Source organism: Vibrio genomosp. F10 str. 9ZD137 (assembly GCF_049974785.1).
Taxonomy (GTDB): domain Bacteria; phylum Pseudomonadota; class Gammaproteobacteria; order Enterobacterales; family Vibrionaceae; genus Vibrio.
This window is the reverse complement of sequence record NZ_JBNGCJ010000761.1, coordinates 1-15,725: the sequence shown is the minus strand read 5'-3', so window position 1 is coordinate 15,725 and position 15,725 is coordinate 1. Positions and strand designations below refer to the sequence as shown.

Genomic DNA, 15,725 nt, shown 5'->3' with positions numbered 1-15,725 from the left:
ACCGCCAGATGTGCGTCCTTCACCACCACCGTGTGGGTGATCAACCGGGTTCATTACCACACCGCGAACGGTTGGACGAACACCACGCCAGCGACTAGCACCAGCTTTACCTAATTCACGTAGCATATGCTCAGAGTTACCAACTTCACCGACCGTTGCACGGCCTTCAGAAAGTACTTTGCGCATTTCGCCAGAACGTAGACGGAGAGTAACGTATGCACCGTCGCGAGCGACGATTTGAGCATAAGCACCAGCCGAACGAGCTAGCTGTGCACCTTTACCAGGCTTAAGTTCAACACAGTGTACAGTAGAACCTACTGGAATGTTGCGCAATGGCAGAGTGTTACCTGCTTTAATTGGCGCATCAGGACCTGATTGGATCTGGTCACCTGCGTTAACACCTTTAGGTGCGATAATGTAACGACGCTCACCGTCTGCGTACAGAACTAGAGCGATGTTAGCGCTACGGTTTGGATCGTATTCTAGACGCTCAACTTTCGCTGGGATACCGTCTTTAGTACGTTTGAAGTCAACTAGACGGTAATGGTGCTTATGACCACCACCGATGTGACGTACTGTAATACGACCGTTGTTATTACGACCACCATTCTTAGAGTTTTTCTCTAGAAGTGGTGCGTATGGCTTACCCTTGTGTAGGTCAGCGTTAACAACTTTAACAACGTGACGACGACCAGGGGAAGTCGGCTTACATTTAACAATAGCCATTTTTAACTACTCCTGTTACTCAGCACCGCCAACGAAGTCAAGATCTTGACCTTCGTTCAAGGTAACGTACGCTTTCTTAACGTCGCTGCGGCGACCTTGGCGTAGACCTTGACGTTTGGTCTTACCCTTAGTAATAAGAGTATTTACAGACTTAACTTCAACTTCAAATAGCTTCTCTACAGCTGCTTTGATCTCTTTCTTAGTTGCATCGATAGATACTTTGAAAACGATAGTGTTCGCTTTCTCAGCAGCCATAGTTGCTTTTTCAGAGATATGTGGAGCACGTAGAACTTTTAGTAGACGCTCTTCAGTGATCATGCTAGAAGCTCCTCAACTTGCTTAACTGCTTCAGCAGTTATTAGAACCTTGTCGAATGCGATTAGACTTGCAGGATCAATACCAGCAACATCACGTGCATCAACTTTGTACAGGTTACGAGCAGCTAAGAATAGATTCTCATCTACTTCGGCAGTCACAATTAGAACATCACTTAACTCAAGTTCATTAAGTTTAGCTACAAGTTCTTTTGTTTTTGGTGCTTCTACTGAGAAGTTATCAACAACGATTAAACGCTCTTGACGAACAAGCTCAGAAAGAATGCTTTTCATAGCACCGCGGTACATTTTCTTGTTAACTTTTTGGCTGTGATCTTGTGGTTTCGCAGCAAAAGTAACACCACCTGTACGCCAGATTGGGCTACGAATTGTACCAGCACGTGCACGGCCAGTACCTTTTTGACGCCATGGCTTAGCGCCACCGCCAGAAACTTCTGAACGCGTCTTTTGAGCACGAGTACCTTGACGAGCACCTGCTGCAAATGCAACAACTACTTGGTGAACAAGGGCTTCGTTGAACTCACGTCCGAAAGTAGTTTCGGAAACAGTTAGTGCATCAGCACCTTTAACCATCAATTCCATTACTTACTCCTAGACGTTATGCTTTAATAGCTGGTTTTACGATCACGTTGCCACCTGTTGAGCCCGGTACTGCACCTTTAATAAGGAGAAGATTGCGCTCAGCGTCAACACGTACGATCTCTAGGTTTTGAGTCGTTACACGCTCAGCACCCATGTGACCTGCCATTTTTTTGCCTTTGAATACGCGACCTGGAGTTTGACATTGGCCAATTGAACCCGGTGCACGGTGAGACAAAGAGTTACCGTGAGTCATATCTTGAGTAGAGAAATTCCAACGCTTGATAGCGCCTTGGAAGCCTTTACCTTTAGATGTACCAGTAACGTCTACTTTCTTAATTTCATTGAATAGTTCTACGTTTAGCTCAGCGCCAACTTCAAACTCTTCTCCGTTTTCTAAACGGAATTCCCAAAGACCGCGACCAGCTTCAACACCTGCTTTCGCAAAGTGACCAGCTTCTGGCTTAGATACACGGTTAGCTTTCTTAGTACCAGCAGTTACTTGGATTGCTGCGTAGCCGTCGTTCTCAATAGTACGTACTTGAGAAACACGGTTAGCTTCAACCTCAACAACAGTTACTGGGATAGAAACGCCTTCTTCGGTAAATACGCGGGTCATACCCACTTTACGTCCGACTAGACCAATCATTATTCTAATCTCCCTTAACCTAGGCTGATTTGTACATCAACGCCTGCAGCAAGATCTAAACGCATAAGAGCGTCAACAGTTTTATCTGTTGGCTCAACGATGTCGATCAAACGCTTGTGAGTACGAATTTCGTACTGGTCACGTGCATCTTTGTTGACGTGTGGAGAGATAAGAACAGTGAAACGCTCTTTACGAGTAGGTAGTGGAATAGGACCACGAACCTGTGCGCCGGTACGCTTTGCTGTTTCTACGATTTCCGCAGTAGAAGCATCGATTAGCTTGTAATCAAATGCTTTAAGGCGGATTCGAATGCGTTGGTTCTGCATGAGACAGAGCTCCAATAATTAAATATTACACAAACAATATCGCCACTCAAACTCGTTAAAACGAGAGAATGCCGATTGATTTATGTGAAACCGTAGCATCCAAGATTAGGACGCATTGTCAGTTAATTTTCGATTAGCTATCCCTATGGCTAAAGTCACCTTTAGTATAGTTATCTCGAAAGATAAATAGATAATTGTATTAACCGCGAACATAAGCTGAGTTTACATTACCTAACTTATCTGACGAAAAGTTAGCTCCTCGATGCTCATTGGTTCACAACTGGCTTAACCAGTGCGGTGCATTATACAGATCACAGTTTCACATGCAAGGGTTGTTTGAATATTAATCGAAGATGCTTAATAACAAACAAGGAGAGAGGATAAAGAAGGATAGTCATAAGAGAAAAAGAGGTCAGAAAAGACAAACGTCCTCTCTTAATCCTCTTTTCAACTTATCTTTTTGTCTTTTACTGAATTAGGCGAGACGCTGTCTTACCGCCTCAAATAGGCAAATACCAGAAGCTACAGATACGTTCAAGCTTGATACGCTGCCCGCCATCGGGATTTTTATCAAATCATCGCAGGTTTCACGAGTCAGTCGGCGCATGCCGTCACCTTCGGCTCCCATCACGATCGCTAATGAACCAGAAGAGAGATTAGCTTGATAGATATTGTGTGTCGCTTCGCCTGCCGTTCCCACAAACCATACGCCTTTTTCTTGTAGAGCACGCATTGTACGAGCCAAGTTGGTCACTCTTACTAGCGGTACGGTTTCAGCAGCACCACAAGCCACTTTACTCACCGTCGCAGTTAACGGTGATGAACGGTCTTTCGGCACAATAACCGCAGCAACACCAGCCGCATCCGCATTTCTTAAGCAAGCACCTAGATTATGCGGATCCGTCACACCATCGAGAACCAACAGCAAAGGTTGCTCATGTTGTTCCAATATGGCTTCAAGGTCATTTTCATTTAGCTGCTTGGCGGCTTTCACTTTTGCGATTAACCCTTGATGATTCGCACCTTGTGCTTTGTCATCCAGCGCTTTACGGCCCATTTGCTGAATCGACACACCACACACTTGCAGCTCTTGTAGCAAAGGCATGACACGATCATCCTGACGCCCCTTTAGTACATACGCTTCTATCAGCCTTGCAGGGTCTTTTTCTAGCACCGCTTTCACAGCGTGAATGCCATAAATAAATTCGTTACTCATTCTATAATCCAGTCATTACTGCTTTGCACTAGGTTTACTAGAGCTTGTGCGTGGTTTCTTTTTACGGCCTTTTGAGGCTTTTTTCTTACTTGTGCCTTTCTTTGGCTTATCTTCATGACTGCCATCAGGGCGCTTAGTCGGTTCAACCAGAGGTTTAGCAGCAGAACCTTTATTTCTGTCTGTTCGACCTTTTGTTGACGCTCGTCGTTTATTTTTGGCTTTTTCTTGCGCTTCCGCTGCACGTTTCTTAGTTGTCTTGCCTTTTCCGCGAACTTTTCTTTCGGTTCCAACCAGTTCAAAATCAATTTGGCGGCTGTCTAGGTTAACGGCTTTCACCGTGACTTTGACTGAATCCCCTAACCGATAGGTCATTCCACCACTTTCCCCCACAAGGCGCTGCCCCATAGGATCAAACTGGTAATAGTCGTTGGCCAGTGATGAGATGTGAACTAACCCATCAATGTGTAACTCGGTTAAGCGAACAAAGAATCCAAAGCCGGTGACATTGGCGATAACGCCATCCATTTCCTCGCCAACATGGTCTTGCATGTATTCACACTTAAGCCAGTCATTGACTTCACGCGTCGCATCATCTGCCCGTCGTTCTGTCATTGAGCACTGTTCACCGTAAAAGTCCATATCATCAAATGAGTAATGATAACCGCCCGTTGGTGTCCAACGATCAGTATTACGTCCTTCGCCTTTAGCGATAAGGTATTTGATTGCTCGATGTAAAAGCAAATCAGGGTAGCGACGAATTGGTGAGGTAAAGTGGGCATAACGCTTTAGTGCTAAACCAAAGTGCCCACAGTTATCGGCGTTATACACGGCTTGCTTCATTGAACGCAACAGCATGGTTTGAATCAGCTCTTTATCTTCTCGCTCTGATATTTGGTGCATCAGTTGAGCGTAATCCGTTGGCGATGGCGATAACCCCCCTTCCAATGTTAAGCCCAATTCAGCCAAGAAACTCTTAAACCCCGTGAGTCTTTCTTCCCCTGGAGTTTCATGTATTCGATACAGAGCCGCTTCTTTTGCTTTTTCAACCAAAGAGGCTGAAGCGATATTGGCTAAAATCATGCATTCTTCGATGATTTTATGGGCATCGTTGCGAATCACAGGTTCAATACGATCAATCTTACGATCCGCATTGAAGATAAATTTAGTTTCAACCGTTTCAAATTCAATCGCACCACGCTTGTCACGCGTTTGCTTTAGAATTTTATACATTTTATGAAGTTCTTCTAAATGAGGAACTTCTTTTTCGTATCGCTGACGAAGCTCTTCATCGCCATCTAAAATCGACCCTACTTTGTTGTAAGTCAGTCGAGCATGAGAATTCATTACCGCTTCATAATGCTTGTAACCCGACAGCTTACCACTTGCCGAGATCGTCATTTCACAAACCATACATAAGCGGTCAACTTGCGGGTTCAATGAGCACAATCCATTGGACAGCACTTCAGGCAGCATAGGAACGACTTGCGAAGGGAAGTAAACCGAGTTGCCTCGATTGATCGCTTCTTTGTCTAGTGCGGTGTCGGTACGAACGTAATAGCTCACATCAGCAATCGCGACCCAAAGACGCCATCCTCCACCTTTTTTGGCTTCACAGTAGACTGCATCATCAAAGTCACGCGCGTCTTCACCATCAATGGTGACTAAAGGAAGATCTCGAAGATCGACACGACCTTCCTTGGCTTCTTCTGGTACATGTTCGCCCAGATTAGCAATTTGTTTATCGACAGCCTCTGGCCATTCATTCGGTATTTGGTGGGTGCGGATGGCGATTTGCGTTTCCATACCTGGTGCCATATTTTCACCAAGAACCTCGGTCACTTTCCCCATCATACCGCGGCTTTTTGTACCACGGTCTGTCAGCTCAATCACGACGACATTCCCCATTCGAGCGCCACCTTTATGCTCATTTGGGATCAAGATGTCTTGGGTAATACGTGAATCGTCAGTCACGACAAAAGAGTGGCCGTATTCAAGGAAGAATCGTCCAACCAGGGGTGTTTTGCGTTCCTCTAATACTCGAACTAAACGCCCCTCTTTGCGACCGCGCTTATCGGTACCAGCAGGTTGTACTAAAACTAAATCACCGTGAATAATGCTGCGCATTTGGTGATGAGGTAGCAGCACATCGTTGTCTTTACCTATGCTCCCCTCAGGGCGTACCCAACCAAAACCATCTTTGTGCCCAATAACCAGGCCTTTTACCAGTTCCAGTTTTTCAGGTAATGCGTAGCATTGACGACGGGTAAAGATAAGTTGACCATCTCGCTCCATTGCACGAAGACGACGACGCAAACCTTCGTATTGCTCTTCTCCTTGCAACTTTAATGCTTCAAATAGGTCGTTACGGTTCATTGGTACATTAGCCGCTCTCAGGAATTCAATGATGAACTCTCTGCTCGGAACGGGATTTTCGTAATTTTTGGATTCACGATCCGCAAAGGGATCGATATTCACTTTATCTGACATAGACTCGCCTACTGAAGCAAGGAGGGATAACTCTAAGTATATCTGAGTCCTCGATTAAGCTACAGAATTGCTTTTAAGATTAAGAAACAAAATGCCTAGCAGAAGCTAGGCATTAACAAATAAAACTCAGTGACTATTACCAGAATGTATCGCGCCGTTTGGCTCTAGCGATGATATTCTCTGGCATGCGGTTTTCCAGACCTTGTCTTAACACCGATATACGCCGATGCGTTCGTTGGTCTGCGCTGATCGAGTTATAAAGCCATCGATACGCATCTTCATAGTCGAGAGGGCTGCCATAGTCACGTAAAAGTAACTCGGCCAAATGAATGCGAGCGTTTAAATTGCCCATAGCGGCGGCTTCACGCAAATAAGGAATCGCTCGTTCTTTATCTTGCTGTACCAACGTACCACGAGAATAATAACGACCGAGCTGTTCAAGGGCCGAAGGCAAACCTTGATGGGCCGCATTTTCCATATAGTAAATGCCTAATTCAACGTCTTGCTCAACACAAACGCCCCACGCCAGCATGTCACCATACAGGAATTCGTAAGAAGGCAAACTAATACGAGTCGCTCGAGCAACGATATCTTCCACTAACTGGCATTTATCGGCTTTGACTCGTTCTAGATGCTTATTTTGTTCGATCAGTTTAATTAATTCAGCTTCAGTATAAATGGGAATAGGCTCACCCACTTCCGCCACTTTTGCATGACTCAATGATGAACTTAGTACCACGATTAACGAAGCTGCCACTATTCGTAGCTTCATATCTGCACTCTTTATCAAATTCCGAACGCCCCATCAGTATAGTGAACTTTCACATTGGGGGCATGGGCTTGATTTATGTATCGGCAACAGAGATAAACTCTTTAGACAAAACTTGCCTAGCTCGGCAACTTCTTGCCACTGATGAACAAAATAACATCAAACGGAACATAAAAAAACCGACCATTTAGGCCGGTTTTTGCAATTACTTATATTTCAACCATTTCGCTTTAGCATTAAGCGCTAAATGGGTGAACCTTAATAATTGTTTCATTACGATCTGGACCCGTTGATACAATATCAATCGGAACACCGGTCAGTTCTTCAATACGGCTGATGTAATCTAGAGCAGCTTTTGGAAGCGCATCGATAGATTGAGCACCAAACGTATTCTCAGACCAGCCTGGCATTGTTTCGTAGATTGGCGTTGCTTCTTCAAATGACTCAGCAGCCATTGGAGAAACTTCCATGATAGAGCCGTCTTTCATCTTGTAACCAGTACAGATTTTCAACTCTTCTAGGCCATCAAGTACGTCTAGTTTAGTGAGGCACATACCCGAAAGAGAGTTGATCTGGATAGCACGACGCATTGCAACGGCATCAAACCAACCAGTACGGCGTAGACGACCTGTTGTCGCGCCAAATTCATGACCAACATCACCCAAGTGCTTGCCGACTGGGTCTTGCTTATCAAGGCCATCGTAAAGCTCTGTTGGGAATGGACCAGAACCTACACGAGTACAGTAAGCTTTAGTAATACCTAGAATGTAACCGATGTGACGTGGGCCAAAACCAGAACCCGCGGAAACACCACCAGCAGTCGTGTTTGAAGAGGTTACGTATGGGTAAGTACCGTGGTCGATATCAAGTAAAGTACCTTGTGCGCCTTCAAACATGATCTTATCACCGCGTTTGCGCGCCGCATCAAGTTCATCAGTTACATCAATAACCATTGACGTTAGCATGTCAGCATAGCCCATCGCTTGCTCTAGAACTTCTTCATAGCTAACTGGGTCAACTTTGTAAAAATGCTCAAGTTGGAAGTTATGGAATTCCATCACTTTCTTTAATTTTTCAGCAAATGCAGCTTTATCGAAAAGGTCACCAACGCGAAGACCGCGACGAGCAACTTTATCTTCGTATGCTGGACCAATACCGCGGCCAGTTGTGCCAATCGCTTTTTTGCCAAGAGCGATTTCACGCGCCTGATCAATAGCAATATGATAAGGAAGAATGAGTGGACAAGCTTCAGAAATGAATAGACGTTCCATTACCGGAATGCCGCGCTCTTCTAGAGGTTTCATTTCTTTAAGAAGTGCTTCAGGCGATAATACAACTCCGTTACCGATAACACATTTTACGTTATCACGAAGGATGCCTGATGGAATTAAGTGAAGAACGGTTTTCTCACCGTCAATGACTAGAGTGTGACCTGCATTGTGACCGCCTTGGTAGCGAACAACATACTTTGCATCTTCAGTTAAAAGGTCAACTATTTTGCCTTTACCTTCGTCACCCCATTGGGTGCCTAGAACGACTACGTTATTTCCCATCTTTCCAGTTCTGTTAGTTGTTAAAAATGGATTCTAGCATCGAATCACACTTCTTGCAGTCATTTTTTAATCATAACTATTCAATGTCACACTAACTGACTGAGCTATTTGAGAAACAAGCTAGGGAGTGCTGATGTGAATACTAGCTCTGTTGCAGATGTATTTTTTCGCGTAGAAATACGTTTATACATCAGAGTTCAGTAACCTAATTCTACCTCAAAAAAAAGCGCCAATCTTAATCAGGTTAGCGCTTTTTGCTTAGTCTCGACCATTGCGTTATAGGCAAACGCTATCGACCAAACGAATTAATGTGAGCTGCAATTACCGCTTCCGCAGCAACCGTCTTTTTCTTTTTTCTCGCCATGACCTTCACCACCACAACAACCACCTTCATGGTCATGATCGTGATGGTGACCGCCACAACCGCCTTCTTTATGAACATGACCATGCTCAAGCTCTTCTGCTGTTGCTTCACGAACAGCAATAACTTCAACGTCAAATGTTAGAGTCTGACCCGCAAGCATATGGTTACCGTCTACCACAACTTCATCACCATCGACTTCTGTCACTTCAACAGGGATTGGGCCTTGATCGGTATCCGCAAGAAAACGCATGCCAACTTCAATTTCTTCGACGCCTTGGAAGACATCAGCAGGAACACGTTGAACAAGCTCGTCACTGTGTTCACCGTAGCCATCTTCAGGAGAGATTGTCGCAGAGAACTTGTCGCCAGCTACCTTACCTTCTAGTTTGCTTTCTAGACCTGTAATCAGATTGTTGTGACCATGAAGATAATCAAGAGGCGCATCAGCCGTTGATTGATCAACAACAGCACCTTCAACTTTCACTTCATATGCCAAGCTAACGACAACGTTCTTTTCAATTTTCATATTTGCTCCAAGGCAGTTAAAGCTTGAGACACTCCCCAAGCAAAAATTCAGGACTTGAGTTTCCCCAAATCAGTTGGCTATATTATGGGGATCAAATAAAGAAACTCAATTATTCCGGCTTAAAAATCCCAATCATTTCCTGTGACGCATGTTCACTAGAATCTACAGATTTCGGTTTACGCTGATCCACATGCTGGCACTCAACACACTCAACCATTTCAATGTTGTTCTCTATCCACCAACGCAAAGCATCTGGCGCTTGACACTTCGGACAGCTTGCGCCTGCTATAAAGCGTTTTTTTGCTTTCTTTTCAATATTACTCACAATCACTCCTTTGGTATCTGGGGGTTCACACCACCAGCATGACTACTTATCCCAATAATTATGAGATTGACTATCGTTATCCATTTCTCGGCCAAAGATCTCTTCCAACTCTTTGCGTGCTTCTTTTGCTCTTAACGCGAGTTGTTTGTCTTGTTTATGCTGAGGTAATAACTCTTTTAACATTGTGTTGTCCAACTTTCTAAAGTGCGCTTCCGCTCGTTTTGCTTGATATGGATGCATCCCTAGTTCCATCAATGCCTGTTTGCCAAGATCTAATGCACCTAGAAAGGTCTCACGCGAATACTTATCGACGCCATGATTGAGCAATTGATACGCTTCAACCCGGCTGCGCGCACGGGCCAATATTTTTAGCTTTGGAAAGTGCTGTTTACACAAGTCTACGATTTTAATGATTTCATCTGGCGTATCGGTGCATATGACGATCGCTTCGGCTTTGTCTGCCCCCGCAGCACGCAATAAATCGAGCTGAGTGGCATCACCATAAAAGACTTTATAGCCAAACTTTCTCAATAACTGAATTTGGCTTGCGTCACTTTCTAACACGGTAATCTTGATTTTATTGGCGTACATCAATCGCCCAACAACCTGACCAAATCGACCAAAACCGGCAATGATGACTCTCGGTTCTTTATTGATGATATCGGATGGGATCCCACTCGACTCTTGCGCATTTAAAAATTTGGCAAACCACTTTGCTTGAACCATCAACAAAATGGGCGTCGTGACCATAGATAGACTCACGACAACCAACAAGAACGACAGTTGATCGGCACTCAGAAGGCCTTCGGCGGTAGCGGCAGTAAAAATAACAAACGCAAACTCACCACCTTGACTAAGAATCGCAGACATTTTACTGCGAGCTTTAGCGCGAATACCAAAGAAGCGGGCGAGCAGATAAAGCACCCAACCTTTAACAAAGACAAGTCCGGCAACCGCTAACAACACTTTCATCGGCTCTAACGCCAACAAACCCAGATTGGCAGCCATTCCTACCGAAATAAAGAACAGACCGAGTAGTAAACCTTTAAAAGGCTCAATGGCGATTTCTAGCTCGTGGCGATATTCACTTTCGGCTAAAAGTACCCCAGCAAGGAACGTTCCTAATGCCATCGATAAGCCCAGTTGTTTCATGGTCAGCGCAATACCGATGACCAATAATAGCGCAGCAATGGTAAAGACCTCTCGGACACCACTCAACACAACATATCGAAACAAAGGACGAAGCAGAAAATGGCCGCCAATGAGCAATCCCGCAACGCCACCGAGCATCCAGATGGCATCTAGCCAGTTCCCTGCTGTGTTCCCTGCCAGAATCGGCAGTATCGCTAACATAGGAATGACCGCGACATCTTGAAACAGTAACACCGCAAAACCGGACTGGCCTGTTTCTCCGCCGGCTAAACCACGTTCTTCTATTACCCTCAGTGCGATGGCCGTAGAAGAGAGCGCGAGCCCCATACCGATGACAAGACTGGCCTGCCAACTTAGATCAAACACACTAACGATAGCTGAGATAATGACTGTGGTAATCACCACCTGAGCGCCCCCTAAACCTAAAATTGGCCCTCGCATTTGCCATAGCTTTTTCGGGTTCAACTCCAAACCGATGAGAAACAACAATAGAACAACACCAAACTCAGCAAAGTGCAAAATAGCGTCCACATCACTGATTAACCCCAGCCCCCAAGGACCGATTGCGACACCCGCGATCAAGTACCCCAAAACAGAACCCAAACCCACTCGTTGCGCTAGCGGTACAGCAACGACAGCCGCGGTAAGGAAAATGACACTGCTTTGCAAAAAATCATACTCAATTGCCATGCTGGTCTCCTTGCGTGCCATTCTGGTCTATTTGATCAGATTCTACCGTGACGTCGAATGCGGTGATTGGAGATTGTAACCATTGACGATAAAAATCAGCATGCTGGTAACGTTCTGCATCCGTCACGTTTCTCGACCAATACAGCACCAAGGGTTCAACCCAAGTCATACGACACAGCGACGCCATTAACTCAAAAGGTTGTAAAATTTGTTCTAATGGGTACTTGTTGTAACCTTTCTCACAAAACGCCTCAGCATTCCCCCCGGTGGTGATCACATTGCGCCAAATCTTATTTTCTAATTGACATGTATCACCAAAAGCAAACCCCTTACTCAATACTCGATCAAACCACTCTTTAAGCAGTGATGGGCAAGAGTACATATAAAGAGGGTGTTGAAACACAATGACATCATGCTCTAGCAAAAGCTGGTGCTCGAAAGCAACATCAATAAAAAAGTCGGGGTAATGGGCATAGAGATCACGAATCGTCACATGCTCAAGGGATTCGATTTTTTTTAGCATCACTTGGTTAGCGATTGAGTTATTAGGCTCAGGGTGAGCGTAAATCACTAATACTTTGAGAGGTTTTTGATTTGAGCTATTGAGTTCCGTCATTTCGCAAGCAATCATCCTAGCATGTTGTAAAGTTGTTATTCTTTTTTAGCATCATAACCCAATTTGTATAATGATCGACATTTATCCTTATTAGACCTACTATTTGTCGCCATAAATGCCACCACGTGCAAGTTAATATTTTATGATTATCTTTTCTGACATTCAGTTACTTAGAGGCGGAAAGCCTCTCTTAGAACAAGCCTCTGCCACAATCCACCCTGGTGACAAGGTGGGATTAGTCGGTAAAAACGGCTGCGGAAAATCCACACTTTTTGCTCTACTCAAAGATGAGCTGTCTATCGATGCTGGATCATTTAGCCAACCTTCTCATTGGGAGTTAGCCTGGGTAGCACAAGAAACACCGGCACTTGAACGTGGTGCGCTTGAGTATGTGATTGATGGTGATCGTGAATATCGTGCACTAGAACAAGCACTGTTAGATGCAGAAGCCGCTGATAATGGAACTCTGGTAGCAGAACTGCACGGAAAAATTGAAACCATTGGTGGTTATACCATTAATTCAAGAGCCGCTGAGCTTCTGGATGGATTGGGCTTTAGCCAGGAGCAAATGAGTTGGAGTTTGACCCAATTCTCGGGGGGGTGGCGAATGCGCCTCAACCTTGCTCAAGCGCTTCTTTGTCGCTCTGATTTATTACTTCTCGATGAGCCCACCAACCACTTAGATTTAGATGCGGTTATGTGGCTTGAGCGCTGGCTACAAAGCTACCCTGGCACCTTGATTCTTATTTCCCATGACCGAGATTTCCTAGACCCGATCGTTGGCCGAATCGTACATGTAGAAAACCAACAGCTTAACGAATACACCGGTAACTACTCTTCTTTTGAAACACAACGAGCGCAAAAGCTGATTTTACAGCAAGCGATGTTCCAAAAGCAGCAGAAACAAATGACGCATATGCAAAGCTATATTGATCGCTTTCGATACAAAGCGTCGAAAGCACGACAAGCTCAAAGTCGAATTAAAGCGTTAGAGAAAATGGAAAAAGTGCTGCCCGCGCAATTTGATAACCCATTCAGTTTTGAATTTAAAGAGCCAGCCGCCCTACCTAATCCAATCATGATGATGGATGATGTCAGTGCAGGGTACGATAACACTCTGATCTTAGAAAAAATCCGTCTCAATCTTGTTCCCGGTAGTCGTATCGGTCTTTTAGGGCGCAATGGGGCAGGTAAATCAACCTTAATCAAACTCCTCTCTGGTGAATTAAAGCCTCAATCAGGTGATTTAGGGTATTCTCAAGGCGTTAAAATTGGTTACTTTGCTCAGCATCAACTCGAAACCTTACATCCTGATGAAACGCCGTTACAGCATATGATGCAGATAGCGCCTGGTAAGACCGAGCAGCAACTGCGCGATTACCTAGGTAGCTTTGGTTTCCAGGGCGAAAAGGCACTGGATAAAGTGGCGCCCTTTTCTGGCGGAGAAAAAGCACGCCTTGTTCTCGCTCTCGTTGTGTGGCAAAAACCGAATCTATTGCTACTCGATGAACCGACCAACCACCTTGATTTGGATATGCGCCAAGCTCTGACGTTTGCCCTGCAGACCTTTGAAGGGGCCATGGTGATTGTCAGTCACGATCGTTACTTACTTCGAGCGACAACTGACGATCTGTATTTGGTCCACGATCGCCAGGTCGCCCCTTTTGATGGTGATCTTAGTGATTACTATAAGTGGCTCACTGAACAACAGAAAATTGAACGTAAAGAAGCGCAAGCAGACTTACCAGAGAAAAGCAGCAGCAATAGTGCTGCCGGGAAAAAAGAGCAAAAGCGTCGTGATGCAGAATTTAGAAAACTGACCTCGCCACTAAGAAAAAACCTCACGAAGTTAGAGAAGAGTATGGATAAGCTCAATGAAGCGATTGCCATTGCTGAGCAGCATTTGTCAGACACTTCTCTTTATGATGCTGAAAATAAAGCTAAGCTTAATGAAGTACTCGCACTTCAGGCAACCAGTAAATCTCAACTCGAACAGGTTGAAATGGAGTGGATGGCCGAGCAAGAAGCCCTAGAACAGATGGAAGAGGAATATAACCAGTAATGACTCAAACACGCGCGAATATCTCCTTAACACTTGAAAGGCTGTGGCAGTTTAGTCTTCAGTACTATAGTGTGCATGAGGTTAAGCAGGCGTGTTTAGAGCTTCAAAATCAGTTCCATGGCAACGTCAATTTATTGCTACTTCTGAAATGGTTAGATGAACAAAACGTCAGTTTTCAAGATGAAGACTGGCACAAAGTTGAAGAGTGTCTTGGGCGCTCAGAGGCCTTGCTTCATAGCTACCGAGAGCTAAGGCGGAAACTCAAACGCCATGTTCCCGATACGCTTTATCGCGAATCGTTGCAATTTGAGCTTCAACTAGAAAAACAACAACAATCTGATCTCGTTGATTGCATTAATGGGATTCCTTTGACCCATTGCGAGCACCAATCACTCACGCAACGCTACTGCCGTCAACTGGGCGGTGAGCACCTATACCAAGCTTTTTCAGCTCCAGCGCCTTGCGACAAACACTAACGGTCCACTATGACTCAATTTCATCCAGCTACGGGAATAAAAAACCCGCATCTACAAACCATTGTGCCACGCTTCATACGTAAAAATGCCTTATTTGAACCTGTCTGGCAGACGCTAGACACGCCAGATGGTGATTTTGTTGACCTAGCCTGGAGTGAAGACCCGCTATCAGAGAGTGCCATACAAAAGCCCATTTTTGTGCTATTTCACGGATTAGAGGGCAGCTTTTATAGCCCATACGCCAATGGATTAATGCAAGCTTTTGCCAAGCAAGGGTGGCTTTCGGTTATGATGCACTTTCGCGGTTGCAGTGGAAAACCGAATAACCTCGCACGAGCGTATCATTCTGGCGAAATAGAAGACGCTCGGTTTTTTCTGAATTACCTAAACATGCGTTTTCCTACCAATACGAAAGTGTCCGTCGGTATCTCACTGGGTGGCAACATGTTGGTCAACTATCTTGCTCATTACAAAGACAATCCATTGTTGGATGCGGCGACCATAGTGTCCGCACCACTGGATCTATCAGCATGTTCTGAGCGAATTGAGCAAGGGTTTTCAAAAGTATATCGGCGTTATTTAGTCTCTTCTTTGAAAAAAAGCGCTCTGCACAAACACCGCCTGCTTAAAGGTGAGCTTGGGCTTTCTTATCAACGTATTAAGCGCATCTCCAAGTTGTATGAATTTGATGAGCTGATTACTGCGCCCTTACATGGTTTTGAAAGTGCGCAGAGCTATTATCAACGTTGCTCTGGTATTCATCGATTACAAGAGATCACCTTACCCTTGCAGATCATTCATGCCAAAGACGATCCCTTTATGACCCAGGCGGTGATACCAAGTTTCATTTTACCCGATAACATCGACTACCAGT

General features: G+C 44.9%; 16 protein-coding genes. 3 read left to right on the top strand and 13 right to left on the bottom strand.

Going from position 1 to position 15,725, the window contains the following annotated elements; all coding sequences use genetic code 11:
- The 13 genes from rplB to kefG form a co-directional block, all read right to left on the bottom strand.
- Positions 1-726 (bottom strand): 50S ribosomal protein L2 (gene rplB, locus ACP45E_RS17875; protein WP_069585355.1); only part of this gene is annotated, 726 nt, incomplete at its 3' end.
- 15 nt (positions 727-741) lie between these two features.
- Positions 742-1,044, bottom strand: a complete 303-nt coding sequence (rplW, locus tag ACP45E_RS17870; RefSeq protein WP_017036081.1) for a 50S ribosomal protein L23 — start codon at positions 1,042-1,044, stop codon at positions 742-744.
- On the bottom strand, positions 1,041-1,643 hold the full coding sequence (gene rplD, locus ACP45E_RS17865) for a 50S ribosomal protein L4 (RefSeq protein ID WP_017036082.1): 603 nt from the start codon (positions 1,641-1,643) through the stop codon (positions 1,041-1,043). Before rplD ends, rplW begins: the two co-directional genes overlap by 4 nt.
- 16 nt (positions 1,644-1,659) lie before the next feature.
- Positions 1,660-2,289, bottom strand: a complete 630-nt coding sequence (rplC, locus tag ACP45E_RS17860; RefSeq protein WP_017036083.1) for a 50S ribosomal protein L3 — start codon at positions 2,287-2,289, stop codon at positions 1,660-1,662.
- Between the two features lie 14 nt (positions 2,290-2,303).
- The gene (rpsJ, locus tag ACP45E_RS17855) at positions 2,304-2,615 is read right to left on the bottom strand and encodes a 30S ribosomal protein S10 (protein ID WP_001181007.1); all 312 of its coding nucleotides are present in this window, start codon (positions 2,613-2,615) and stop codon (positions 2,304-2,306) included.
- A gap of 475 nt (positions 2,616-3,090) precedes the next feature.
- Positions 3,091-3,831 (bottom strand): 23S rRNA (guanosine(2251)-2'-O)-methyltransferase RlmB, encoded by a 741-nt coding sequence (rlmB, locus tag ACP45E_RS17850; protein WP_017036084.1) that lies wholly within the window; start codon positions 3,829-3,831, stop codon positions 3,091-3,093.
- 15 nt (positions 3,832-3,846) lie between these two features.
- The gene (gene rnr / locus ACP45E_RS17845; protein ID WP_017038804.1) at positions 3,847-6,318 is read right to left on the bottom strand and encodes a ribonuclease R; all 2,472 of its coding nucleotides are present in this window, start codon (positions 6,316-6,318) and stop codon (positions 3,847-3,849) included.
- A gap of 136 nt (positions 6,319-6,454) precedes the next feature.
- Complete coding sequence (gene motX / locus ACP45E_RS17840) at positions 6,455-7,090, bottom strand: flagellar protein MotX (protein ID WP_017036086.1); 636 nt, start codon at positions 7,088-7,090, stop codon at positions 6,455-6,457.
- A 233-nt stretch (positions 7,091-7,323) separates the two neighbouring features.
- Positions 7,324-8,640: an adenylosuccinate synthase gene (locus ACP45E_RS17835; protein WP_017036087.1), complete on the bottom strand. Its 1,317-nt coding sequence runs from the start codon at positions 8,638-8,640 to the stop codon at positions 7,324-7,326.
- 305 nt (positions 8,641-8,945) lie between these two features.
- On the bottom strand, positions 8,946-9,530 hold the full coding sequence (gene slyD / locus ACP45E_RS17830) for a peptidylprolyl isomerase (RefSeq protein WP_017036088.1): 585 nt from the start codon (positions 9,528-9,530) through the stop codon (positions 8,946-8,948).
- Positions 9,531-9,639: 109 nt separating this feature from the next.
- On the bottom strand, positions 9,640-9,846 hold the full coding sequence (locus ACP45E_RS17825) for a YheV family putative zinc ribbon protein (protein WP_170746597.1): 207 nt from the start codon (positions 9,844-9,846) through the stop codon (positions 9,640-9,642).
- Positions 9,847-9,897: 51 nt separating this feature from the next.
- A complete protein-coding gene (kefB, locus tag ACP45E_RS17820; RefSeq protein WP_017038803.1) occupies positions 9,898-11,697 on the bottom strand; it encodes a glutathione-regulated potassium-efflux system protein KefB in 1,800 nt (599 codons plus the stop codon).
- Positions 11,687-12,313, bottom strand: a complete 627-nt coding sequence (gene kefG / locus ACP45E_RS17815) for a glutathione-regulated potassium-efflux system ancillary protein KefG (RefSeq protein WP_198927753.1) — start codon at positions 12,311-12,313, stop codon at positions 11,687-11,689. The genes kefB and kefG overlap by 11 nt, the downstream gene beginning before the upstream one ends.
- 142 nt (positions 12,314-12,455) lie before the next feature.
- Here kefG and ACP45E_RS17810 point away from each other — a divergent pair, with 142 nt between their 5' ends.
- The 3 genes from ACP45E_RS17810 to ACP45E_RS17800 all read left to right on the top strand — a co-directional run.
- Positions 12,456-14,375 carry an ABC transporter ATP-binding protein gene (locus tag ACP45E_RS17810; RefSeq protein ID WP_069585353.1) on the top strand — a complete coding sequence of 640 codons (1,920 nt, stop codon included), beginning with the start codon at positions 12,456-12,458 and terminating at the stop codon, positions 14,373-14,375.
- A complete protein-coding gene (locus ACP45E_RS17805) occupies positions 14,375-14,851 on the top strand; it encodes a TIGR02444 family protein (RefSeq protein ID WP_017038800.1) in 477 nt (158 codons plus the stop codon). The genes ACP45E_RS17810 and ACP45E_RS17805 overlap by 1 nt, the downstream gene beginning before the upstream one ends.
- A 9-nt stretch (positions 14,852-14,860) precedes the next feature.
- On the top strand, positions 14,861-15,725 hold an 865-nt coding region (locus ACP45E_RS17800; RefSeq protein ID WP_069585352.1), incomplete at its 3' end, for a hydrolase.

Coding starts and splice junctions, on each gene's coding strand:
- rplW (WP_017036081.1), bottom strand. CDS start 1,044: ATGATCACTGAAGAGCGTCTACTAAAAGTTCTACGTGCTCCACATATC.
- rplD (WP_017036082.1), bottom strand. CDS start 1,643: ATGGAATTGATGGTTAAAGGTGCTGATGCACTAACTGTTTCCGAAACT.
- rplC (WP_017036083.1), bottom strand. CDS start 2,289: ATGATTGGTCTAGTCGGACGTAAAGTGGGTATGACCCGCGTATTTACC.
- rpsJ (WP_001181007.1), bottom strand. CDS start 2,615: ATGCAGAACCAACGCATTCGAATCCGCCTTAAAGCATTTGATTACAAG.
- rlmB (WP_017036084.1), bottom strand. CDS start 3,831: ATGAGTAACGAATTTATTTATGGCATTCACGCTGTGAAAGCGGTGCTA.
- rnr (WP_017038804.1), bottom strand. CDS start 6,318: ATGTCAGATAAAGTGAATATCGATCCCTTTGCGGATCGTGAATCCAAA.
- motX (WP_017036086.1), bottom strand. CDS start 7,090: ATGAAGCTACGAATAGTGGCAGCTTCGTTAATCGTGGTACTAAGTTCA.
- ACP45E_RS17835 (WP_017036087.1), bottom strand. CDS start 8,640: ATGGGAAATAACGTAGTCGTTCTAGGCACCCAATGGGGTGACGAAGGT.
- slyD (WP_017036088.1), bottom strand. CDS start 9,530: ATGAAAATTGAAAAGAACGTTGTCGTTAGCTTGGCATATGAAGTGAAA.
- kefB (WP_017038803.1), bottom strand. CDS start 11,697: ATGGCAATTGAGTATGATTTTTTGCAAAGCAGTGTCATTTTCCTTACC.
- kefG (WP_198927753.1), bottom strand. CDS start 12,313: ATGACGGAACTCAATAGCTCAAATCAAAAACCTCTCAAAGTATTAGTG.
- ACP45E_RS17810 (WP_069585353.1), top strand. CDS start 12,456: ATGATTATCTTTTCTGACATTCAGTTACTTAGAGGCGGAAAGCCTCTC.
- ACP45E_RS17805 (WP_017038800.1), top strand. CDS start 14,375: ATGACTCAAACACGCGCGAATATCTCCTTAACACTTGAAAGGCTGTGG.